A 23,051-nucleotide genomic window follows, 5' to 3' on the forward strand; every position below is an offset into this window, starting at 1 on the left:
TAGGAACGAGTGGCTTACCGGTCAAGACCCCGCGTAGATTTATTTGCCCAACTGACCGATGCCGCAGGGTTGACAAGCAGGTCGGGCCGCCCGGAAACTCATCGAAAGATTTGCGATATCTATCGTTGGCCGCAGTCGGCCGCCCGAGGAGAGAAGTTGAGCGAGCAGCGCCCGACCCTGGCCGTCATCGCCGCGAAAGCGGGGGTCTCCCCGGCCACCGTGTCCAAGGTGATCAACGGCCGCTCCGATGTCGCACCCTCGACGCGCGCACGGATCGAGGGGCTGCTGCAGGCGCACAACTACTTCCCGCCCGGCCGGCAGGGCAGAGCCCGCAGATCGGGTCTCGTCGACCTGGTCATCGGCGGTCTGGACAGCGCGTGGGCGGTGGAGATCCTGCGCGGCGTCGAGGCCGAGTGCGCCCAGCGCAGCGTCGGCACCGTCGTGTCGCTCGTACCGCCCGGCGAGGCCTCACCGTCCGGGTGGACCGCGCTCCCGGCCCTGCACCACAGCGACGGCGTCATCCTCGTCACCGCCTCCGTCACCCACGCCCAGCGCGCCCAGGTCGAGCGGGCCGGGGCGGCGCTGGTCGTCATCGACCCGATCGACCTGCCGGACAGCGGCGTGCCGAGCGTCGGGGCGACCAACTGGGCGGGCGGCCTCGCCGCCACCGAGCACCTGCTGGAGCTCGGGCACCGCCGGATCGCCGCGATCGGCGGGCGCAAGGAGATGCTGTGCAGCCAGGCCCGCATCGACGGGTACCGGGCCGCCCTGGAGCGGGCCGGGATCGAGGTCGACCGCGACCTGATCCGGTTCGGCGACTTCCAGCACGAGGGCGGGTTCCGGTGCGCCCAGGAGCTGCTCGCCCTGCCCGACCCGCCGACCGCCGTCTTCGCCGGCAGCGACCAGCAGGCGATGGGCGTCTACGAGGCCGCCCGGCAGAGCGGACTGAGCATCCCCCGGGACCTCAGCGTGGTCGGCTTCGACGACCTGCCGATGTGCGACTGGCTGTCACCGCCGCTGACGACGGTACGCCAGCCGCTGGAGGAGATGGGCCGGGTCGCGGCCCGCACACTGTTCCAGCTTCTGGACCGCCAGCCCCTGGTCAGCCCGCGGATGGAGCTCTCGACCGAACTCAAGGTCCGGCTCTCCACCGCCCCGCCTCGTCCCTAGGAGAACCCCTTGAACGAGCCCTGGCGCGACCCCCGCCTCCCCGCGTCCGTGCGCGTCGCCGATCTGCTGGGAAGGATGACGCTGGAGGAGAAGGCGGGGCAACTCGCCGGCTTCTGGGCGTTGCCCTCGGATCCGGGAGCGCCCGTCGCGCCGATGGAGGACGACGACGGCGGACCCGCGCCCGGTCTCGACGACGTCGTCGCCCACGGGCTCGGCCAGCTCACCCGGGTGTACGGCACCGCCCCGGTCACCGCGGAGGCCGGGATGGAGCGGCTCGCCTCGCTGCAGCGGCAGGTGACCGCGTCGGGCCGGTTCGGGATCCCGGCGGTCGCGCACGAGGAGTGCCTGACCGGGTTCATGACGTTCGGCGCCACGGTCTTCCCCGGGCCGCTGGCCTGGGGCGCCTCCTTCGATCCCGGGCTGGTGCGGCGGATGGCCGCCGCCATCGGCGCCGGGATGCGCCGGGTCGGCGTCCACCAGGGGCTGGCTCCCGTGCTGGACGTGGTCCGCGACTACCGGTGGGGCAGGACCGAGGAGTGCATCAGCGAGGACCCGTACCTCGTCGGAGCGATCGGCACGGCCTACGTACAGGGCCTGGAAGGCGCCGGCGTCGTGGCGACGCTCAAGCACTTCGCCGGCTACTCGGCCTCGCGCGGCGGCCGGAACATGGCCCCCGTCGCCGCGGGGCCCCGCGAGTTCGCTGACGTGCTGCTCGAGCCGTTCGTACGGGCGCTCCGCGAGGGGGGCGCCCGCTCGGTGATGAACAGCTACACCGATGTGGACGGCGTCCCGGCGGCCGCCGACGAGCGCCTGCTGACCGATCTGCTCCGGGGCGAGCTGGGTTTCGGCGGGGTCGTCGTCGCGGACTACTACGCCGTCTCGTTCCTGGAGACCCGGCACGGCGTCGCCGGATCGCGCGGCGGGGCCGGCGCGCTGGCGCTGGCCGCGGGGATCGACGTCGAACTGCCCACGGTGCGCTGCTACGGCGAGCCGCTGGTCGAACTCGTGCGGTCGGGCAGCGTCCCCGAGGCGCTCGTCGACCGGGCCGCCGAACGGGTCCTGCTGCAGAAGGCCGGGCTGGGCCTGCTCGACCCCGACTGGGAGCCCGTCAAACCGGAGCCGGTCGACCTCGACCCGCCGGAGAACCGGGACTTGGCCAGGCTGCTGGCCGAGCGGTCCACCGTGCTGCTCGCCAACGACGGCACGCTGCCGCTGCGGCCGTGCCGCGTCGCGATCAGCGGTCCGTACGCCGACGACCCCCAGGCCTTCCTCGGGTGCTACTCCTTCCCCAACCACGTGGCCCTGCCCGGCGACCCGGGGCTCGAGATCCCGACGCTCGGCGAGGCGCTCACCGCCGCCGGGTTCACGGTCACCGCGGACGACCCGGAGGTGAACGTACTCGTCCTGGGCGACCGGGCCGGCATGTTCGGCCGGGGCACCTCGGGAGAGGGCTGCGACGCCGAGACGCTCGACCTGCCCGGCGACCAGGCCGCCCTCGCCGCCGCCGTCCTCGACTCCGGGATACCGACCGTCCTGGTCGTCGTCTCCGGGCGGCCCTACGCGCTCGGGTCGCTGGCCGAGCGCGCGTCGGCCGTGATCCAGGCGTTCTTCCCCGGCGAGGAGGGCGGGACGGCGCTGGCCCGGATCATCAGCGGGGCCGCGGAGCCCTCCGGCCGGCTGCCCGTCTCCATCCCCCGCCACGGCGGCGGCCAGCCCGGCACCTACCTGCGCTCCAGGCTCGGCGGGCACACCGACTGGAGCTCGGTGGACCCGACGCCCCTGTTCCCCTTCGGACACGGGCTGAGCTGGACCACCTTCACCTGTTCGGACCTCTCGGTGGACCCGGTCGCCCCGACGGACGGTTCCGTCGCCGTCTCGGTCACCGTCCGCAACACCGGGCAGGTGGCCGGGACCGAGGTCGTCCAGCTCTACCTCTCGGATCCGGAGGCGTCCGTCGTCCGTCCCGAGAGATGGCTCGCCGGATTCGCCAGGGTGGAGCTGCGGCCGGGCGCCGCCGCCCGCGTCACCTTCTCCGTCCACGCCGACCGGACCTCCTTCACCGGGCTCGACCTGCGCAGAAGAGTGGAGCCCGGAGAGATCGGGGTGGCCGTCGGCCGGTCGAGCGGCGATCTGCCGCTGCGTGGCTCCTTCACCCTGCACGGCCCCGTGCGCCACCCGGCGGCCGACCGGGTGCTGTCCGTGCCCGTCGAGATCGTCCCCGTCTCATGAGCGCCTCCTTCGCCGACCCCGTGCTGCCCGGCTTCCGGCCCGACCCCTCCGTGTGCCGGGTAAGAGCGGACTACTACCTGACGACGTCGACCTTCGAGTGGTTCCCGGGGCTTCCCGTGTTCCACAGCCGCGATCTGGTGAACTGGCGGCGTCTGGGCTCCGCGCTCGACCGGCCGTCGCAGCTCGACCTCGACGGCTGCGAGCCCTCACGCGGTCTGTTCGCACCGACGATCCGGCACCACGACGGGGTCTTCCACCTCGTCTGCACGCTGATGGACGGCCGCGGCCATTTCGTCGTCACGGCGACCGACCCGGCGGGACCGTGGTCGGAGCCGCAGTGGCTGGAGGGCGAGGGCTTCGACCCGTCGCTGTTCTTCGACGACGGGCCGGACGGGGACGGCCGTGCCTGGTTCACCGCCGCCCGCGCCCTGGACGAGGCCGCCGGCCGCACCGAGATCTGGATGCGTGAGTACCTGCCCCGCGAACGGCGGCTCACGGGACCCGAGTACGTTCTGTGGTCCGGGAGCCGGCCGGGTGCACGCTGGTCGGAGGCCCCGCACCTCTACCGGGTCGACGGCGGCTACCTCCTGCTCACCGCGGAGGGCGGCACGGATGTGGACCACAGTGTGGTGGCCGCCCGCGCGGGCCGCGTGACCGGCCCGTACGAGGGCGCCCCCGGCAACCCCGTGCTGCCTCCCGCCACGGGCCCGGTCACCTGCACCGGCCACGCCGACCTCGTCCAGACCCCGGACGGCGACTGGCGGGCCGTCCTCCTCGGCGTGCGCCCGGGTTCCGCCATCGGCCGCGAGACCTTCCTCGCCAGGGTCACCTGGAGCGACGGCTGGCCGGTCTTCACCCCTGTCGCCCACACGAGTCCCCGGCTCCCCGTCCACGACGACTTCGCCGCCCTCTCCGCCGACTGGAGCACCCTGCGCACGCCCCGCGCGCCGTTCTGGACCACCGGTGACGGGCTCCTGCTCCAGCTGCGCCCCGAACGCCTCGGCGAACGCAGCGCCCCCTCACTGCTGGTCCGCCCCCAGGAGCACCCCGACTGCGACGTGTCCACCGAACTGCACTTCACCCCCGTCGCACCGGGCGAACAAGCCGGTCTCGCCGTGGTCATCGACGACGACGCCCACCTTCTCCTCCTTCGCGACGCGGAAGGGCTCAGCCTCCACCGCGGGCCCGACGTCCTGGCCCGCGTCCCCCTCTCCCCCGGCCCCGTCCGCCTGGGGGTCCGCATCCGCGGCTTCGGCCACACCTTCGCCCACGCCGCGCCCGACGGCGCCTGGCGGGACCTGGCCACCGTCGAAGCCACCTTCCTCACCCCGCTGTTCACCAGCGTCCAGCTCGGCCTCTACGCCACCTCCAACGGCCGCCCGTCCACCAGCCGGGCGCGTTTCGCCTGGTTCGATCTCACGTATCCCCAGCGGAGTTGAGCCGTCGGTGCGGCGGCGAAGCGGGCGGGCCGCGCACGCCCGCGTGAGGCCGCCCGCGGACAGGCGGCGGTAATCGACCGTACGGGGGGGAATGCGGGGCGGCCGTTGGAGCCGCGCGTCCACGTCCGGGATTTCTCCGCGCCCTCCATCGGAAAAGGCGCGGACGCCTCAACGGCGGACACAGAGCGGGCCCTTCCCCGTCGAAATCCTTTCGGCGGGGAAGGGCCCGCGGAATTCTCTTCCGGATCACCCCGAAGAGGCGGAATTCGAAACACCTTCGAAACCGTTGACATGCCCCTGCCGAATTTTCACACTGATTCCCGAGGCCGCTTCATCTCTTCACCGCCGCGGGCACGGTGCCGGCCTCACATCGTCACTCCCTGGCGGCACGCACCCCCCCTTTTTTCCCGGGCGCGGACCTCGCAGACGACAGCACGACGCAATTCCCTCCGCCGCGCTCGAAATCCTTCCGTGATCTCCGTCCTGGAGGCTCAGTCATGCGCTCACACGTCGTTCGACCATCCCTTCTACGCAGTAAGATCGGCGGCCTGTGCGCGGCGCTGATCGTCGGCGTCCTCGGTTCGGCCACCGTCTTGGCGACACCGCCGGACTCTCAGGCCGCCGAGAGCACGCTCGGCCGCGCGGCGGCCCAGAGCGGGCGCTACTTCGGCACCGCCATCGCCTCGGGCAAGCTCAACGACCCGGCGTACACGACGATCGCGGCCCGCGAGTTCAACTCCGTGACGGCCGAGAACGAGATGAAGATCGACGCCACCGAACCCCAGCAGGGCCAGTTCAACTTCACCGCCGGCGACCGCGTCTACAACTGGGCGGTGCAGAACGGCAAGCAGGTGCGCGGCCACACCCTGGCCTGGCACTCCCAGCAGCCCGCCTGGATGCAGAGCCTCAGCGGCAGCGCGCTGCGCCAGGCGATGATCAACCACATCAACGGCGTGATGGGCCACTACAAGGGCAAGATCGTCCAGTGGGACGTCGTGAACGAGGCGTTCGCCGACGGCACCTCGGGAGCCCGGCGCGACTCCAACCTGCAGCGCACCGGCAACGACTGGATCGAGGTCGCCTTCCGCACCGCGCGCGCCGCGGACCCGGCCGCCAAGCTCTGCTACAACGACTACAACGTCGAGAACTGGACCTGGGCCAAGACGCAGGCCATGTACGCCATGGTCCGGGACTTCAAGCAGCGCGGCGTGCCCATCGACTGCGTCGGCTTCCAGGCCCACTTCAACAGCGACAGCCCGTACAACAGCAACTTCCGCACCACCCTGCAGAACTTCGCCGCCCTCGGCGTCGACGTGGCCGTCACGGAGCTCGACATCCAGGGGGCCTCCCCCACGACCTACGCCAACGTGACCAACGACTGCCTGGCCGTCCCCCGGTGCGTCGGCATCACCGTCTGGGGCGTGCGGGACACCGACTCCTGGCGAGCCGAGCAGACGCCGCTGCTGTTCAACGGCGACGGCAGCAAGAAGCCCGCCTACACCTCCGTCCTCAACGCGCTCAACGCCGTCTCCCCCGGCCCCACCCCCACTCCGACGCCCTCCCCCGGCTCCGGACAGATCAAGGGGGTCGCCTCGGGACGCTGCCTGGACGTGCCCGGGGCCAGTACGGCCGACGGCACCCAGGTCCAGCTTTGGGACTGCAACAACCGCCCCAACCAGCAGTGGACCCACACCGCCGCGGGCGAGCTGAGGGTCTACGGGGACAAGTGCCTGGACGCCGCCGGCACCGGCAACGGCGCCAAGGTGCAGATCTACAACTGCTGGGGCGGTGACAACCAGAAGTGGCGGCTCAACTCCGACGGTTCCATCGTCGGCGTCCAGTCCGGCCTGTGCCTCGACGCCGCTGCCGGCGGCACCGCAAACGGCACACTGATCCAGCTCTACTCCTGCTGGAACGGCACCAACCAGCGCTGGAGCCGCGCCTGACCCGGTGCGCCGACACCCGTACACCGGAGGGGGCCAGGATGATCCGGGCCCCCTCCCGTCCGGTCGGACGCCGGCAGGAGCCACCGCAGCAGGCATCCGGGACCCGCTCGCGCGCGCGGCGGTCCCCGTCGGAGAAACGAAAGGTACAGCCATGCGCCACACCATCCGCGCCCTCGTCGCCGCCCTCGCCGCGGTGCCCCTGGCGCTCGCCGTCGCGCCGCCCGCCCACGCGGCCGACCCCACCACCATGACCAGCGGCTTCTACGTGGACCCGAACTCCGCCGCGAAGCAGTGGGTCGCCGCCAACCCCGGTGACGGCCGGGCGCCCGCGATCAGCACGTCCCTCGCCAACAGGCCCATGGCCCGCTGGTTCGGCGCCTGGAGCGGCACCATCGGCACCGCCACGGGCGCGTACGCCGGGGCGGCGGACCAGGCGGACAAGCTGCCCGTCCTGGTCGCCTACAACATCTACCTCCGGGACTCGTGCGGCGGGCACTCCGGAGGCGGAGCCTCGTCGCCCTCCGCCTACGCGTCCTGGATCTCGCAGTTCGCCGGGGGGATCGGCAACCGCCCGGCCCTGGTCGTCCTCGAACCCGACTCCCTCGCGGACTACGGCTGCCTGAACCAGACCCAGATCCGCGAACGACAGGGCATGATCAGCGGCGCCCTCGCCGAGTTCGGCCGCCAGGCGCCCAACACCTGGGTCTACCTCGACGCGGGCAACCCCGGCTGGGTGGGCGCGGCGACGATGGCCCAGCGCCTCCACGAAGCCGGGCTCCGCCAGGCCCACGGCTTCTCCCTCAACGTCTCGAACTACTACACCACCGCCCAGAACACCGCCTACGGCAACGCCGTCAACAGCGAACTCGCCGCCCGCTACGGCTACACCAAGCCGTTCGTCGTCGACACCAGCCGCAACGGCAACGGCTCCAACGGCGAGTGGTGCAACCCCGCGGGCCGCCGCATCGGCACCCCCGCCCAGATGGGCGGCGGCGCCGAGATGCTGCTGTGGATCAAGGCACCGGGCGAGTCCGACGGCAACTGCGGCGTCGGCGCCGGCTCCTCGGCCGGACAGTTCCTCCCGGAGGTCGCCTACAAGATGATCTACGGCTACTGACGCCGGCTCCGCGGCCGGCCGCCGCCCCGGGAGGGCGGTCGTGACCGGCGCGTCAGCCCAGGAAGCTCAGGCGCACCTGGCGGTTCGGATTGTCGACGTTCGTGTCGACCAGGCACACCGACTGCCAGGTGCCCAGGGCGAGGCGGCCCGCGAGGACCGGAAGCGTGGCGTGCGGCGGCACCAGGGCGGGGAGGACGTGGTCGCGGCCGTGGCCCGGGGAGCCGTGGCGGTGGCGCCAGCGGTCGTCGGCGGGCAGGAGCGTGTGCAGGGCGGCCAGCAGGTCCTCGTCGCTGCCCGAGCCCGTCTCGATGACGGCGACGCCGGCGGTGGCGTGCGGCGTGAAGACGTTCAGCAGGCCGTCTCGGCCGGGCGCCACCTCGTCGAGGAAGGCCGCACAGGCGTCCGTGAGGTCGTGGACGGTCTCGCGGCGTCCGGTGGTGATGTCCAGCGTGCGGGTCGTGAATGCGTCGCTCATGCCTCCATGGTGCCCCTGCGGCGGGGCGGGAAGATCCTCCGCCCCGTGTCGGTTGGGGGAAGCGTGAACGACATCGACGTGGTCGTCGCGGGTGCCGGGCAGGCCGGGTTGTCCGCCGCGTACCACCTGCGGCGGACCGGACTCGTACCCGAGCGGGACTTCGTGGTGCTCGACCACGCGCCGGAGCCGGGCGGTGCCTGGCAGTTCCGGTGGCCCTCGCTGACGTACGGCAAGGTGCACGGGATGCACGCGCTGCCCGGCATGGAACTGACCGGGGCGGACGCGGGCCGGCCGTCCTCGGAGGTCATCGGCGGGTACTTCGCCCGGTACGAGGACGCCTTCGACCTGCGGGTGCACCGGCCCGTCGACGTGACGGCGGTGCGGGAGGGCGACGGCGGGCGGCTGCGCGTCGAGACGTCCGAGGGCGTGTACGCGGCGCGGGCGCTGATCAACGCGACGGGCACCTGGGACCGGCCGTTCTGGCCGCGCTATCCGGGACAGGAGACCTTCCGGGGGCGGCAGCTCCACACGGCCGGCTATCCGGGGCCCGAGCCCTTCGCCGGGCTGCGGGTGATCGTGGTCGGCGGCGGCGCGTCCGGCACCCAGCATCTGATGGAGATCGCCGACGTGGCCGCCGAGACGACATGGGTGACGCGCCGCGAGCCGGTCTTCCGCGAAGGGCCGTTCGGCGAGGCCGAGGGGCGGGCGGCGGTCGCGCTGGTGGAGGAGCGGGTACGGCAGGGGCTGCCGCCGAGCAGTGTGGTCAGCGTGACCGGGCTGCCGCTGAACGACGCGATCCGCGAGGCGCGGGCGCGCGGCGTCCTGGACCGGCGGCCGATGTTCGACCGGATCACCCCGACGGGCGTGGCCTGGGACGCCCCGGAGGGCGGTACGGCGCGGACCCTGGACGCCGATGTGATCCTCTGGGCGACCGGTTTCCGGGCGGCCGTCGACCATCTGGCGCCACTGCGGCTGCGGGAGCCGGGCGGCGGCATACGGCTGGACGGCACCCGCGCCGTACGCGACGAGCGGGTGCACCTCGTCGGCTACGGGCCGTCCGCCTCGACCATCGGCGCCAACCGCGCCGGACGCGCCGCCGTCCGCGAGGTCCGGCAGCTGCTGCGGCGAAGCCCCGCGAGGACCGCGGCCTGACCGGACCGCGGGTTATGAGGATGCCGTGCGGCGGTTGTGGTTGAACTCCGCCACGTTCGCGAGGTGTTCGTCGTAGTCGGCGGTGAAGCGGGTGTCGCCCGGGTTCACCGTCACGAAGTACAGCCAGTCGCCCGGTGGTGGGGCGATCGTGGCGTGGACGGCCTGTTCGCCCGGGTTGCCGATGGGGGTGGGGGGCAGGCCGGGTGTCGTGTAGGTGTTGTACGGGCTCTCGATGCGGGTGTCGGCGTGCGAGGTGTCGAGGGTGGAGCGGTCCAGGGCGTAGTTGAGCGTCGAGTCCATCTGGAGGGCCATGCCGCGGGCCAGGCGGTTGTGGATGACGCGGGCGACCTTGCCCATGTCGTCCGCCGTGTCGGCCTCGGCCTGCACGATGCTGGCGATGGTGACCGTCTCGTAGAGGCTGAGGCTGCTACGCCGGGAGCCCTGGGCGACCTTCGGTGTGCCGAAGCGCTCCCCCGCCGTGGTGACCATGTAGCGCAGCAGGCCGCGCGGCGTGGTCGTCTTGTCGATCGGGTACGTCGCCGGGAACAGGAAGCCCTCCGGGTTGCCCTGCGCGGCCGGGGGCAGGCCGAGGCGGGCGGTTGCGGCCTCGGTGCGGGTGGTGCCGGGCGGTACCCGGAGGGCCTGGTCCACGGCGTCGTACACCTGGCCGGCGCGCCAGCCCTCCGGGATGAGCAGCGTGCGGGTCTTCTCCGGCGGCTTGGGCGGCGGGGGCGTGTCGCGGAGGACGAGCAGCGGCACGAGTGTCCCCGCGGCGACGAGGGCGAGCACGCCGGTGATCAGGACGATCCTGCCCCGGCGGGTCAGCCTGGGTCTGCCGCGCCTCCGATGCCTGTGACGGTGCGCCTTCTGGGTCACGAGCCTCATGCGGGCACGCTAACCCGGAGATCCTCATAAATTTCGCATATGGGATATATCGGCACGTATGACTGATGTGAGGGAACAGGCGAACGTGCGAGCGGATGTTCGCCGGAACGTGTGGCCGGAGGGGATTCCCCCGCGTCGCACCGCCGCGGCGCGTGATGCTTACGGGGCGCAAGCGACGGGCTGTAGACCGCGACTGCGTAGTCCCACACATGCACAAGGCACAAGGAGATTCACCGCATGGACCTCATCACCCACCTGCTCGCCGGTGTCATCCACTTCGTGGGCTGGCTGGTCTGACGCTCGCTCCGTCCGGCGCCGCCGCTCCCCCGTCCCACGGGAGCGGCGGCGCTTCCGTGTGACCCGGTGCGGCGTCCAGTCGCACGTCCCCGTGGACCAGCGCGGCGTACCGGCCGCCGCGGGCGAGGAGCTCGGCGTGGGTGCCCCGCTCGACGATGCGGCCGGCGTCCAGCACGACGATCTGGTCGGCGTCGCGGATGGTGGAGAGCCGGTGGGCGATGGTGATGGTGGTCCGGCCGGCGGACAGCTCGTCTATCGCCTGCTGGACGGCCTGCTCGGTCCGGGTGTCGAGAGCGCTGGTCGCCTCGTCCAGGATGAGGACCGGCGGGTCGCGCAGGATGGTGCGGGCGATGGCGAGGCGCTGCTTCTCGCCGCCGGAGAAGCGGTATCCCCGCTCGCCGACCAGCGTGTCGTACCCGTCGGGCAGCGAGGCGATGTGGTCGTGGATCTGCGCGGCCTTGGCGGCGGCCTCGATCTCGGCGTCGGTCGCGTCGGGCCGGGCGAAGCGGAGGTTGTCGGCGACGGAGGCGTGGAAGAGGTAGGTCTCCTGGGAGACCACGCCCACCGCGCGGGCGAGGCTGTCGAAGTCGAGGTCGCGCACGTCGACGCCGTCCAGCGTGACCCGGCCGGCGGTCACGTCGTACAGGCGGGGCACCAGATAGCTCAGGGTGGACTTGCCGGAGCCGGTGGCACCGACCACGGCGAGGCGGCTTCCCGCGGGCACGACGATGTCGATGCCGTCGAGCGTGGGGCCGGTCTTCCCGTCGTCCTTGTCGTAGTGGAACGCGACGTCCTCGAAGCGGACCTCGCCGCGGATTTTCTCCAGCCGGACGGGCCGCTCGGGCTCGGTGATGTCGACGGGCAGGTCGAGGTACTCGAAGATCCGCTGGAAGAGGGCGAGGGAGGTCTGGATCTGCACGCCCGTGGAGAGCAGGCTGACGGCCGGACGGAACAGGCCCTGCTGGAGCGAGACGAAGGCGACGAGTGTCCCGATGGAGATCGTCGGCCCGCCGGCCTGGAGCGCGAGCCCGGCCGCCCAGTAGAGCAGCGCGGGCATGGCCGCCATGACGATGCTGACGGACGCCATCCGCCACCGCCCGGCCATCGACGCCCGCACCTCCAGGTCGACCAGGCGCTCGGACTCGTCGGCGAAGGAGCGGGTCAGCGAGTCGGCGCGCCCCATGGTGCGGCCCAGCAGGATGCCGCTGACGGACAGCGACTCGGTGACCGTGGCCGCCATGGCGGCCATCTGCTTCTGGCGCTGGGTGGTGATCGCCTTGCGCTCCCTGCCGACGCGGCGGCTGATCCACACGAACACCGGCAGCAGCAGGAGCGAGACGACCGTGAGGCGCCAGTCGAGGGCCAGCATCGCCACGATCGTCGCCACGACGGCGGTCACGTTGGAGACCAGGGAGGTGGCCGTCGACGTGACCGTGGCCTGCATGCCGCCGATGTCGTTGGCGATGCGCGACTGGACCTCGCCCGTGCGCGTCCGGGTGAAGAAGGCGAGCGGCATCTGCTGGAGCCGGCCGTAGACCGCCGTGCGCAGATCGTGCATGACGCGCTGCCCGACCGTGGTGGAGATCAGCGTCTGCAGGACGCCGAAGACACTGGTCACCACCGCGGTGAGGATCATGCCGAGCGCCAGCAGGCTCAGCAGCCCCGTGCGCCCCTGCGGGATGGCCGTGTCCAGGATCTCGCGCAGCAGGAACGGCGAGGCGACCCCCACCAGCGACGAGGCGCCGACGAGCAGGCCGACGAAGGCGAGCCGGCCGCGATAGGGGCGGAAGAGCCGCAGGATGCGCCGGATCTGGGCCGGCGGCTGGTCCGGATCCGGGGGCGGCGGGGTCCAGGTGGACTCGGCGTGGATACGCATGGGCTCCTTCCGGCCGGTCGTCGCGTGCCCCGCGGGCAGCGGGGCACGACCCTCGAAGCAGAGGATAGCTCATTGTTACCTTGGTTCACAATGAGCGGTGTCCTGATACCCTTCCGATTATGAACGCACCCGACGCCGACGGCCTGCTCGCCGAACAGCTGCTGCGGCTGACCCGCCGTCTGCACCGCAGCCAGAAGCGGCAGCTGGAGGCCGCGGACATCGCCATCACGCCCGCGCAGTCGCGCCTCCTGCGCACGGTCGCGCACTACGAGCGCCCGCCCCGGATGGCGGATCTGGCCGAGCGGCTCGAGGTGGTCCCCCGGGCGGTGACCAGCCTGGTGGACGGGCTGGAGGCGAGCGGGCGGGTGCGCCGCGTACCTGACCCGGCCAACCGCCGCGTCATCCGCATCGAGCTCACGGACGAGGGGCGCGCCACGCTGAGGCGGCTGCGCAGCGCGCGCCGGGCCGCCGCAGAGGACATCCTGGCCCCGTTGACCGTCGAGCAGCGCGAGGTGCTCGGCGGGCTGCTGTCCGCTCTGGTCGACGGAGTGCCGGAGCGGCACTGCTGAGCCGCCGCGCGCCCCGCGCGCGCCGTCGAGGGGACGTGACATGCCGCTGCTGGAGCCGAAGCCGGACCCCCTGCGCCCGGGCGACACCGGGCGGACGCCCCTGCCGGACCGGCTGCCCGATCTGCGGGCGCACGGCACGTCCTCGCGGCTGCGCGACGAGCTGACCGCCGTCCTCGGACCGGAGAAGGTGCTGTCGCGCGTCTCCGACCTGGTGCGGTACGCCTCGGACGCCAGCCCGTACCGGTTCGTGCCGCGGGTCGTGCTGCTGGCCGAGGACGTGGACGACGTGTCGGCGATCCTGTCGTACGCCCGCGGCAAGGGCCGGGAGGTGGTCTTCCGCGCGGCGGGGACCAGCCTGAACGGGCAGGCGCAGGGCGAGGACATCCTGGTCGACGTCCGGCGGCACTGGGAGGGCGTCGAGGTCCTCGACGGCGGCGCCCGCGTGCGGGTACGGCCCGGCACGACGGTCGCCCGGGTGAACGCCGCGCTCGCGCCCCACGGCCGGGTCCTGGGCCCCGACCCGGCGAGCGCGGCGGCCTGCACGGTCGGCGGGGTCGTGGCCAACAACGCCTCCGGCATGACCGCGGGGACCACCCGCAACGCCTACCGGACCGTGGCGTCGCTGACCGTCGTCCTGCCGAGCGGCACCGTCGTGGACACGGGCGCCCCGGACGCCGACGAGCTGCTGGCGCGCGCCGAGCCCAAGCTGTGCGAGGCGCTGCTGGACCTGAAGGCGCGGATCGAGGCGGACGCGGGGCTGACGGCCCGGATCCGCGCGAAGCACCGGATCAAGAACACCAACGGCTACCGGCTGGACGCCTTCCTGGACGGGGAGACCCCGGCGCGGATCCTGCGCGGGCTGATGGTGGGCTCGCAGGGGACGCTCGGGTTCATCGCGGAGGTCGTCCTCGACACGCTGCCGCTGGACCGGGCGGTGTCGGCGGCGCTGCTGTTCTTCCCGTCGCTGTCCGCGGCCGCGGAGGCGGTGCCCCGCTTCACGGCGGCGGGGGCGCTCGCCGTGGAGCTGATGGACGGCAACACGCTGCGCGCCTCGGTCAGCGTGCCGGGGGTGCCGCCCGACTGGGCGGAGCTGCCCCGCGACTGCGCGGCTCTGCTGGTCGAGTTCCGCGCGCCCGACGCGGCGGCGCTGGACGCGTACGAGTGGGCGGCCGTGGAGGTGCTGGACTCGCTGGAGCTGATCGCCCCGGTGGAGTCGGTGACCAACGCGTTTACCCGCAGGGCGGGGACGATCGCCGGGTACTGGAAGGCCCGCAAGGCGTTCGTCACGGCCGTCGGCGGCTCCCGCCCGCCCGGTACGACGCTGATCACGGAGGACTTCGCCGTGCCGCCCGGGCGGCTGGCCGAGGCGTGCGCCGCCCTGCTGGACCTCCAGGCGGAGCACGGCTTCACCACGGCCGTCGCCGGGCACGCCGCCCACGGGAACCTGCACTTCCTGCTGGCGTTCGACCCGGCGTCCCCGGCGGACGTGGAGCGGTACGCGGCGTTCATGGAGGCGTTCTGCCGGATGACCGTCGAGCGCTTCGACGGCTCGCTGAAGGCCGAGCACGCGACGGGGCGGAACATCGCGCCGTTCCTGGAGCTGGAGTGGGGGCCGCGCGCCACGGAGCTGATGTGGCGCACCAAGCAGGCGCTCGACCCCGACGGCGTGCTCGCCCCGAGGGTCGTCCTCGACCGGGACCCGAGCGGCCATCTGCGCGGCCTCAAGTCCGTGCCCGCGGTGGAGGGGCTGGTCGACGCGTGCATCGAGTGCGGGTTCTGCGAGCCGGTCTGCCCCAGCCGGGACCTGACGACCACGCCCCGCCAGCGGATCGTGCTGCGGCGGGAGATGGTCCGCCAGGGGCACGGTTCCCGGGTGGAGGATGCCCTGGTGGCCGAGTACGGCTACGACGCGGTGGACACCTGCGCCGCGGACGGCTCCTGCGCGGCGGCCTGCCCGGTCGGCATCGACACGGGCGCGCTGATGAAGCGGCTGCGGCATCTGCGGCACTCCGCGCGCGAGGAGCGCGCGGCGGCGCTGGCCGCGCGGAACTTCGCGGTCGTGGAGGGCGCGGCGCGGCGCGCGGTGGCCGCCGCGTACCGGTCGCGGCGGGTGGCGGGCGAGCGGCTGCCGCGGGCGGTGACCGGTGCGCTGCGCAGGGCGGTGCGGCCCGATCTCGTACCGGAGTGGCTGCCGGAAGTGCCGGACGCCGCGCCCGCGCGGCTGCCCCGCACGGAGCGGGCGGGAGCGGCGGCCGTGTACTTCCCGGCCTGCGTCAACCGGGTGTTCGGCTCGCCGGACGGGCCCGGCGGTCCCACGCTGCCCGAGGCGGTCGTGGCCCTGTCGGCGCGCGCCGGGCGGCCGGTGTGGGTGCCCGGCGACGTGCGGGGCCTGTGCTGCGCGACCGCCTGGGCGTCCAAGGGGTACGAGGAGGGCGCCTCGGTGATGGCCCGGCGGGTCGTGGAGGCCGCCTGGGGGTGGACCGGCGGCGGGCTGCTGCCGCTGGTCGTGGACGCCTCGTCGTGCGCGCTGGGCCTGGGCCGGGAGCTGGTGCCGTATCTGGACGCGCCGACGCGCCGGCTGCACGGCGAACTGACCGTGTACGACGCGGTGGTGTGGGCCGTGGAGCATCTGCTGCCGGGGCTGGCGGTGCGCCGGACGGTGGGCTCCGCCGTCGTCCACCCGACGTGTTCGGCGGCGGCCCTGGGCGCCGGGGAGCACCTGGCCGCGCTCGCCGCCGTGTGCGCCGACGAGGTGGTCGTCCCGGCGGACGCGGGGTGCTGCGCGTTCGCCGGCGACCGCGGGCTGCTGCACCCGGAGCTGACCGAGGCGGCGACGGCGCGGGAGGCGGCGGGGGTGCGGGCGCGGGAGTTCGACGCGTACCTGTCGGCGAACCGGACGTGCGAGATCGGGATGCAGCACGCGACGGGACGCCCCTACCGGTCGGTCCTCCTGGAACTGGAGCGCGCCACACGCCCGTAGCCGGGCGGGCCCGTGGAGCCGTGCGGCGGCGACCCGGCGGGCCCGTGGAGCCGTGCGGCGGCGACCCGGCGGGCCCGTGGGGCGGGGCGGACGGCTGATCCGCTCCCTTGCGCACCCGTCGCCCGCCCGCGAGGGTCCTCGTGGGATTCATGAACCAGCCGTGCACGTCATGTACTGGAGGTTCCATGAGCGACGACGCAGTACCCGCGCAGCACGACGCCCCCGCCCCTTCCCGCCGCGCCGTCCTGCGCACGACCGCCGGGGTGGCGGGCGCCGGTCTCGGTATCGGCGCCATCGGCGGCGCCCCCGCCCACGCCGCGGCGGCCGCGACCGCCGGGGGCGCGGGCACGGCGGGGCGGGCCGCGCCGCCGCCCCGGCAGGGCGCCACCATGGCGGGCGTGCCGTTCGCCCGCAGGTCCACGGTGCGGGTGGCGGTGGTGGGCCTCGGCAACCGCGGCGCCGGCATGCTCGACCTGTTCCTCGCCGTCCCGGGCGTCCGGGTGACCGCCGTCTGCGATCCCGTACGGGACAAGGCGGCGCGGGCGGCGGCCAGGGTGGCGGCGGCCGGGCAGCCGACGCCCGCGGTGTACGCGAACGGCGAGCACGACTACGAGCGGCTGTGCGAGCGGGGCGACATCGACCTGGTGTACGTGGCGACGCCGTGGGAGCTGCACTTCCCGATGGCGCGGGCCGCGCTGCTGAACGGCAAGCACGTCGGTGTGGAGTGCCCGGTGGCGATGGCGCTCGACGAGCTGTGGGCGCTGGTCGACCTGTCGGAGCGGACCCGCCGCCACTGCATGCAGCTGGAGAACTGCTGCTACGGCAGGAACGAGACACGGGTGCTGCGCATGGCGCACGCGGGCCGGTTCGGCGAACTGCTGCACGCGGCCGGGGCGTACAACCACGACCTGCGGGAGCTGATGTTCTCGCCGACGTACTACGAGGGCCCGTGGCGGCGGCTGTGGCACACGCGGCTGCGCGGCGACCTGTACCCGAACCACGGCTTCGGGCCGGTCGCCAACTACCTGGACGTCAACCGCGGCGACCGGGTCGTGAGCATCAGCAGCTTCGGCACGCCGGCGCTGGGCCTCGCGGAGTACCGGGCCGCCCACATGCCGCCCGGCCACCCGAGCTGGAAGGAGACGTACATCGGGAGCGACCGGACCGTGAGCATGCTGCGGACCGCGAAGGGGCGGGTGATCCGGCTGGAGCACGACGTGTCCACGCCCCACCCGTACAGCCGGATCAACTCGCTGGGCGGCACCAGGGGCGTCTTCGAGGACTACCCGGCGCGGATCTACCTGGAGCCGGACCACGCCGACCACCGGTGGGGCGACTTCGCGGCGTACGCCGGGGAGTACGACCACTGGCTGTGGAAGGAGCACGCCAACCCGCCCGGCGGGCACGGCGGCATGGACTACCTGATGGTGTACCGGCTGACGCAGTGCATGCGGCTGGGCCTGGTCCCCGACTTCGACGTGTACGACGCGGCGACCTGGACGGCGCCGGTCCCGCTGAGCCACGCGTCGGTGCGGGCGGGCGGCGCGCCGCTGGAGTTCCCCGACTTCACGCGCGGGGAGTGGCGGCGCGGCAGGCCCGGTGTCGACTCGGAGCGCCCGGCGGAGGCGTGACCGGGGCCCGGCGGCCGCCGCCCGTCGCGGGGGCGGCCGCCGGGCCCGTGCCGGGTGGACGAGCCGGTGCGGGCGGGGCGGTCAGCAGCGGGTGCGGTCCTCGGTCAGGACGCCCTGGGCGGTGCGCAGGGTGCGGTCGTGGCAGCCGGCGGAGGAGTGGAGCCGGTAGCGCTCCATGGAGGTGCCCACGGCGTGGCGCTGGTCGCGCGGGACGCCGAGCGTGAAGGTGGCGTCGCCGGTGTAGGTGTGGTCCAGGCGCTCGTACGACAGCTGCCGGCCGTCGCGCCGTACGTCGGTGCGGGCGCGGTCGGCGAGGGTCAGGACCGTGCGGAGCCGGTCGCCCGCGCCGAGGGTCGTCTCGCCGTCCATGGTGTAGGTGCGGTGGGTGCGGGTGGTGGTGCCGCCGGTGGTGACCGTCTCGTGGTCGGTCCAGGTGGCGTCGAGGGCGTCGGGGTTCTCGTCGGCGCCCCAGCGGTGCACGGAGGTGTGGCCGACGGCTCGGGTGACGGTGGTGGTGACCCGGCCGCGGGAGGTGTCGACGTACCCGGCGACCGTCAGCCGGTGGGCGGCGCGGGTGTCGACGCGGTGCGGCGCGCCGGGGGTGTGGACGGAGGTGTTGGCCAGGCCGCCGTCGTCGTGGCGGGTGAGGGCGCCGGTCACCACGTCGCGGCCCTCGTCCTGCCACAGCAGCAGATTGACGGGGGTGCTCCAGCCGGGCAGGCCCTGCGGGACCCCGGCGACCGAGACCTCGACGCGGTGCGGGCGGCCGTCGTTGAGGAGCCCGGCGAAGGGCGTCAGGTCGTACACCACGGGCTTGACGTCGAGGGCGCGGGGGCCGGGGATCACGTACCACAGGAACGGGTTGGACCAGCCGCCCGTCCAGACCGTCGGGAAGGGCGCGGCGACACCGGCGAGCCGCCCGTCGACGCTGACGCGGACCTCGCGGTGGGGTCCGTCGGCCGCGGCGCACGAGTAGGGCGCCCCGGTGGGGACGGACAGGTACCAGTACTCCTCGCAGCCGCCCCCCGAGCCGGTGGCGTACACCTCGGCGAGGATCCGCTCGGTGTTGCGCGGGGTGGTGACGGTGCCGTCGGTGCCGAGCGGCAGGACGCGCTCGGGCGTGGCGGCCGGGTCGGGTGCCGGGTCGGAGGGGCCGCGCCCGGCGTAGAAGGTGAGGGTGACGGTGACGTCGATGACGCCGGTGTGGGTGTCGTCGACGACGTTGCCGATGAGCATCTCGACGGGCTGCGGGCGGCGGAGCGTGTCGCTGTAGCGGGTGACGTCCTTCTCCACCGACCAGGTGATGCCCTCAGGGGAGGGCTGGGGCGTGGAGGTGCGGAAGACCTCGACGCCGCCGATCGCGAGGTGGCCGAGCCGGTCGTACTGGCGTCCCCTGACCTTGCCCTCAAGCCGCAGGACCACGGCGCTCCACCGGCTGCCGCACTCCTCGGGCGGGGTGTAGGAGCCGCGGTACGGCGTGAAGTCGCGGAACTGGGCGCGGGCGACGGTCACCTCGCAGGAGCGCACGCCCTCGGGGCGGGGCACGGGCGGCGCGGCGCTGACCGGGTCGTGCCAGTCGGAGCCGAACTCGGCGGGCACACCGGGCCTCTCGGTCGCCGCCGCGGCGGCCGGCCCGCCGGCGAGGGCGCCCGCGGCGAGCGCCAGGCCGGTGATCATGCTCATGATCGTTCGTCGTCTCATGGGCAGGGAGTGAAGCGCGCCCGCGCAGGGGGCGCCAGGGGGCGGGCGGACATCGGCCGGTTCTCGCGCGGGCCCCGCAGGAAGAAGTCCGGCATGCCGGAACGAACCCGCGAAGGCCACGCGCCGCCCCGCGGGGTCTCAGACGACGTTCAGCGCGACCACGCCGCCGAACCCGCCGAGCACCATGAAGACGGGCATCAGCACCCGGACCTCGACCCAGCTGCCCGCCTTGAAGCGCAGCGCCTTCGGCGGCCCCACGGGGTACCAGCGCTTCTTCTTGATCGGCAGCGGCCACAGGATCGGGCAGCCCGACACGGTCAGCGCGTCGCCGATGTCGTGCACCAGCGCGCCGAGCACGATCGGCAGCCCCAGCCACATGTACTCCTGGCCGGGCGCCTCGAACAGCCATCCGGCGCCGTTGCCCGGCTGGTCCAGCACCCCGGCGAGGATCCAGGCGCAGCTGGCGCCGAGCAGCCAGACGAGGACGTCGCTGGAGACCCGGGCGGCCCGCCACAGCAGGCCCTCGACGGCGAGGACCAGGTGGACGAAGAGGATGCCGAGGACGGCCCAGCGGCCGCCGGTGACCGCGAGGACGGAGCCGCCCACGCCGATGGCGACCGCCCAGAGCGCGGTGTGGGTCAGGGTGCGGTGGCCTCCGCTGCGGCGCGGGTCCGTCCGGGTGCGGGTCGCCTTGTAGACCGCGTACGACAGCTTGTCGACGACCTCGCACAGCCAGCGGGAGAGCGGCCCGAAGGCGCGGGAGATCGTCGCCGACTTGTGGTCGAGGTCCGGGGCGAGCGCCGCACCGGCGCAGATGAGCGCGCCGACGACGAGAACCGGCCATGGCATGGGGTGCCCGGCGGCCGTGGCCGCGGCGCCCACACCCAGCCAGGCCGCCGCGCCGGACAGTGAGTGCGCCGGTCCCATCATGTGTGTGCCCCGCCCCAGTCCGCTGTTCGTGTAGCCGAGTTGACGGGACAGGGTACCGCTCGTGATCTTCGAGGTGGTGGCCGGTTCCCGCTTCCCGGCGGAAGCCAGGCAAGATGGAGGCGTGACCCTTATCGATCAGCTGCCGCAGACCGCCGATCCCGATGCCCTCTTCGAGGCCTTCTCGTCATGGGCGGAGGGCCGGGGCATCTCGCTCTACCCGGCCCAGGAGGAGGCGCTGATCGAGGTGGTGTCCGGCGCCAACGTGATCCTCTCCACTCCCACCGGTTCGGGCAAGAGCCTGGTCGCGGCGGGTGCGCACTTCACCGCGCTCGCCCATGACCAGGTGACCTTCTACACGGCGCCGATCAAGGCGCTGGTGTCGGAGAAGTTCTTCGACCTGTGCAAGCTGTTCGGCACGGAGAACGTCGGCATGCTGACCGGCGACGCGTCCGTGAACGCCGACGCGCCGGTGATCTGCTGCACGGCCGAGGTGCTGGCGTCGATCGCGCTGCGCGACGGCAAGGACGCCGACATCGGCCAGGTCGTCATGGACGAGTTCCACTTCTACGCGGAGCCGGACCGCGGCTGGGCCTGGCAGATCCCGCTCCTCGAACTGCCGCAGGCGCAGTTCGTGCTGATGTCGGCGACGCTCGGCGACGTGTCGATGTTCGAGAAGGACCTGACGCGCCGCACGGGCCGCCCCACCGCCGTGGTCCGCTCGGCGACGCGCCCGGTGCCGCTGTCGTACGAGTACCGGACGACGCCGATCACCGAGACGCTGACCGAGCTGCTGGACACCAAGCAGGCGCCGGTCTACATCGTCCACTTCACACAGGCCGCCGCCGTCGAGCGGGCGCAGTCGCTGATGAGCATCAACATGTGCTCGCGCGAGGAGAAGGACAAGATCGCCGAGCTGATCGGCAACTTCCGGTTCACCACCGCCTTCGGCCGCAATCTGTCGCGGTACGTGCGCCACGGCATCGGCGTGCACCACGCGGGCATGCTGCCGAAGTACCGCCGGCTGGTGGAGAAGCTCGCCCAGGCGGGACTGCTGAAGGTGATCTGCGGTACGGACACCCTGGGCGTCGGCGTCAACGTCCCCATCCGCACGGTGCTGTTCACCGCCCTGACGAAGTACGACGGGAACCGCGTGCGCACGCTGCGGGCCCGCGAGTTCCACCAGATCGCCGGGCGCGCCGGGCGGGCCGGGTTCGACACGGCCGGGTTCGTGGTCGCGCAGGCGCCCGAGCACGTCATCGAGAACGAGAAGGCGCTCGCCAAGGCGGGCGACGACCCGAAGAAGCGGCGCAAGGTCGTCCGGAAGAAGGCGCCCGAGGGCTTCGTCAACTGGACGGAGAACACCTACGAGAAGCTGATCGCGTCCGAGCCGGAGCCGCTGACGTCCCGCTTCCGGGTGACGCACACGATGCTGCTGTCGGTGATCGCCCGGCCGGGCAACGCCTTCGAGGCGATGCGCCGCCTGCTGGAGGACAACCACGAGCCGCGCAAGAACCAGCTGCGGCACATCCGCCGCGCCATCGCGATCTACCGTTCGCTGCTCGACGGCGGTGTGGTCGAGCAACTGGACCGGCCGGACGCGGAGGGCCGCACGATCCGGCTGACGGTCGACCTCCAGCAGGACTTCGCGCTCAACCAGCCGCTGTCCACGTTCGCCCTGGCCGCGTTCGAGCTCCTGGACCCGGAGTCCCCGTCGTACGCGCTGGACATGGTGTCCGTGGTGGAGTCGACGCTGGACGACCCGCGCCAGATCCTCGCCGCCCAGCAGAACAAGGCGCGCGGCGAGGCGGTCGCCGCGATGAAGGCCGACGGGGTCGAGTACGAGGAGCGGATGGAGCGGCTCCAGGACGTGTCGTACCCCAAGCCGCTGGAGGAGCTGCTGTGGCACGCGTACAACGTCTACCGGAAGTCGCACCCGTGGGTCGGTGACCACCCGGTGTCGCCGAAGTCGGTGATCCGCGACATGTACGAACGGGCGCTGTCCTTCACGGAGTTCACCTCGTTCTACGAGCTGGCCCGCACCGAGGGCATCGTGCTGCGGTACCTGGCGAGCGCGTACAAGGCGCTGGACCACACGATCCCCGACGACCTGAAGACCGAGGACTTGGAGGACCTGATCGCCTGGCTGGGCGAGATGGTCCGCCAGGTCGACTCCAGCCTCCTCGACGAGTGGGAGCAGCTGGCCAACCCGGAGGTGGAGACCGCCGAGGAGGCCCAGGAGAAGGCCGACCAGGTCAAGCCGGTCACGGCCAACGCCCGCGCCTTCCGCGTCCTCGTACGGAACGCCATGTTCCGCCGGGTGGAGCTGGCCGCGCTGGACCATGTGGAGGAGCTGGGCGAGCTGGACGGCGAGTCCGGCTGGGACGCCGACGCGTGGGGCGAGGCGATGGACAAGTACTGGGACGAGTACGACGACCTGGGCACCGGCCCGGACGCGCGCGGACCAAAGCTGCTGTCCATCGAGGAGGACCCGGAGCACGGCCTGTGGCGGGTCCGGCAGACCTTCGCCGACCCGAACGGCGACCACGACTGGGGCATCAGCGCCGAGGTGGACCTCGCGGCGTCCGACGAGGAGGGCCGCGCGGTCGTCCGGGTCACCGACGTGGGCCCGTTCTGACGGCGCCCGCCGTCGCCGA

15 protein-coding genes are annotated in these 23,051 nt (G+C 73.1%); 10 read left to right on the forward strand and 5 right to left on the reverse strand.

Annotation, left to right across the window (positions count from 1 at the left end; genetic code table 11):
- Positions 1 to 156 precede the first annotated feature (156 nt).
- The 5 genes from ACSUPT_RS02670 to ACSUPT_RS02690 all read left to right on the forward strand — a co-directional run bounded on the left by ACSUPT_RS02670 (position 157) and on the right by ACSUPT_RS02690 (position 7,901).
- The gene (locus ACSUPT_RS02670; protein ID WP_351963733.1) at positions 157 to 1,170 is read left to right on the forward strand and encodes a LacI family DNA-binding transcriptional regulator; all 1,014 of its coding nucleotides are present in this window, start codon (positions 157 to 159) and stop codon (positions 1,168 to 1,170) included.
- Positions 1,171 to 1,179: 9 nt separating this feature from the next.
- The gene (locus ACSUPT_RS02675) at positions 1,180 to 3,399 is read left to right on the forward strand and encodes a beta-glucosidase (RefSeq protein ID WP_436943388.1); all 2,220 of its coding nucleotides are present in this window, start codon (positions 1,180 to 1,182) and stop codon (positions 3,397 to 3,399) included.
- Positions 3,396 to 4,838, forward strand: coding sequence for a glycoside hydrolase family 43 protein (locus ACSUPT_RS02680; protein ID WP_436943389.1), 1,443 nt, complete (start codon positions 3,396 to 3,398; stop codon positions 4,836 to 4,838). Before ACSUPT_RS02675 ends, ACSUPT_RS02680 begins: the two co-directional genes overlap by 4 nt.
- A 497-nt stretch (positions 4,839 to 5,335) precedes the next feature.
- Positions 5,336 to 6,784: an endo-1,4-beta-xylanase gene (locus ACSUPT_RS02685; protein WP_436943390.1), complete on the forward strand. Its 1,449-nt coding sequence runs from the start codon at positions 5,336 to 5,338 to the stop codon at positions 6,782 to 6,784.
- Between the two features lie 151 nt (positions 6,785 to 6,935).
- On the forward strand, positions 6,936 to 7,901 hold the full coding sequence (locus ACSUPT_RS02690; RefSeq protein ID WP_351963737.1) for a glycoside hydrolase family 6 protein: 966 nt from the start codon (positions 6,936 to 6,938) through the stop codon (positions 7,899 to 7,901).
- Positions 7,902 to 7,953: 52 nt separating this feature from the next.
- On the opposite strand, the gene ACSUPT_RS02695 is transcribed toward ACSUPT_RS02690, so the two are convergent.
- A complete protein-coding gene (locus ACSUPT_RS02695) occupies positions 7,954 to 8,376 on the reverse strand; it encodes a secondary thiamine-phosphate synthase enzyme YjbQ (RefSeq protein WP_365725772.1) in 423 nt (140 codons plus the stop codon).
- A 63-nt stretch (positions 8,377 to 8,439) separates the two neighbouring features.
- Between ACSUPT_RS02695 and ACSUPT_RS02700 the strand changes: the two genes are divergently transcribed.
- Positions 8,440 to 9,528 carry an NAD(P)-binding domain-containing protein gene (locus tag ACSUPT_RS02700; protein WP_436946161.1) on the forward strand — a complete coding sequence of 363 codons (1,089 nt, stop codon included), beginning with the start codon at positions 8,440 to 8,442 and terminating at the stop codon, positions 9,526 to 9,528.
- Positions 9,529 to 9,540: 12 nt separating this feature from the next.
- Here the strand turns inward: ACSUPT_RS02700 and mltG are convergent, their stop codons facing one another.
- Positions 9,541 to 10,413 carry an endolytic transglycosylase MltG gene (gene mltG, locus ACSUPT_RS02705; protein ID WP_403503010.1) on the reverse strand — a complete coding sequence of 291 codons (873 nt, stop codon included), beginning with the start codon at positions 10,411 to 10,413 and terminating at the stop codon, positions 9,541 to 9,543.
- Between the two features lie 268 nt (positions 10,414 to 10,681).
- A complete protein-coding gene (locus tag ACSUPT_RS02710) occupies positions 10,682 to 12,586 on the reverse strand; it encodes an ABC transporter ATP-binding protein (RefSeq protein WP_351963740.1) in 1,905 nt (634 codons plus the stop codon).
- A 119-nt stretch (positions 12,587 to 12,705) separates the two neighbouring features.
- On the opposite strand from ACSUPT_RS02710, the gene ACSUPT_RS02715 reads away from it, so the two are divergent.
- From ACSUPT_RS02715 to ACSUPT_RS02725, 3 genes are all read left to right on the forward strand, one after another.
- Positions 12,706 to 13,155 (forward strand): MarR family winged helix-turn-helix transcriptional regulator, encoded by a 450-nt coding sequence (locus tag ACSUPT_RS02715; RefSeq protein WP_436943391.1) that lies wholly within the window; start codon positions 12,706 to 12,708, stop codon positions 13,153 to 13,155.
- A gap of 40 nt (positions 13,156 to 13,195) precedes the next feature.
- Positions 13,196 to 16,135, forward strand: a complete 2,940-nt coding sequence (locus ACSUPT_RS02720; protein WP_436943392.1) for an FAD-binding and (Fe-S)-binding domain-containing protein — start codon at positions 13,196 to 13,198, stop codon at positions 16,133 to 16,135.
- Between the two features lie 185 nt (positions 16,136 to 16,320).
- The gene (locus tag ACSUPT_RS02725; RefSeq protein ID WP_436943393.1) at positions 16,321 to 17,766 is read left to right on the forward strand and encodes a Gfo/Idh/MocA family protein; all 1,446 of its coding nucleotides are present in this window, start codon (positions 16,321 to 16,323) and stop codon (positions 17,764 to 17,766) included.
- 81 nt (positions 17,767 to 17,847) lie between these two features.
- On the opposite strand, the gene ACSUPT_RS02730 is transcribed toward ACSUPT_RS02725, so the two are convergent.
- Positions 17,848 to 19,467 carry a peptide-N4-asparagine amidase gene (locus ACSUPT_RS02730; RefSeq protein WP_436943394.1) on the reverse strand — a complete coding sequence of 540 codons (1,620 nt, stop codon included), beginning with the start codon at positions 19,465 to 19,467 and terminating at the stop codon, positions 17,848 to 17,850.
- 138 nt (positions 19,468 to 19,605) lie between these two features.
- Positions 19,606 to 20,397: a metal-dependent hydrolase gene (locus ACSUPT_RS02735; protein WP_361661774.1), complete on the reverse strand. Its 792-nt coding sequence runs from the start codon at positions 20,395 to 20,397 to the stop codon at positions 19,606 to 19,608.
- A 121-nt stretch (positions 20,398 to 20,518) separates the two neighbouring features.
- On the opposite strand from ACSUPT_RS02735, the gene ACSUPT_RS02740 reads away from it, so the two are divergent.
- A complete protein-coding gene (locus ACSUPT_RS02740; RefSeq protein ID WP_351963746.1) occupies positions 20,519 to 23,032 on the forward strand; it encodes a DEAD/DEAH box helicase in 2,514 nt (837 codons plus the stop codon).
- Positions 23,033 to 23,051 lie beyond the last annotated feature (19 nt).

Source organism: Streptomyces sp. SudanB25_2051 (genome assembly GCF_964272635.1).
Lineage (GTDB): Bacteria > Actinomycetota > Actinomycetes > Streptomycetales > Streptomycetaceae > Streptomyces.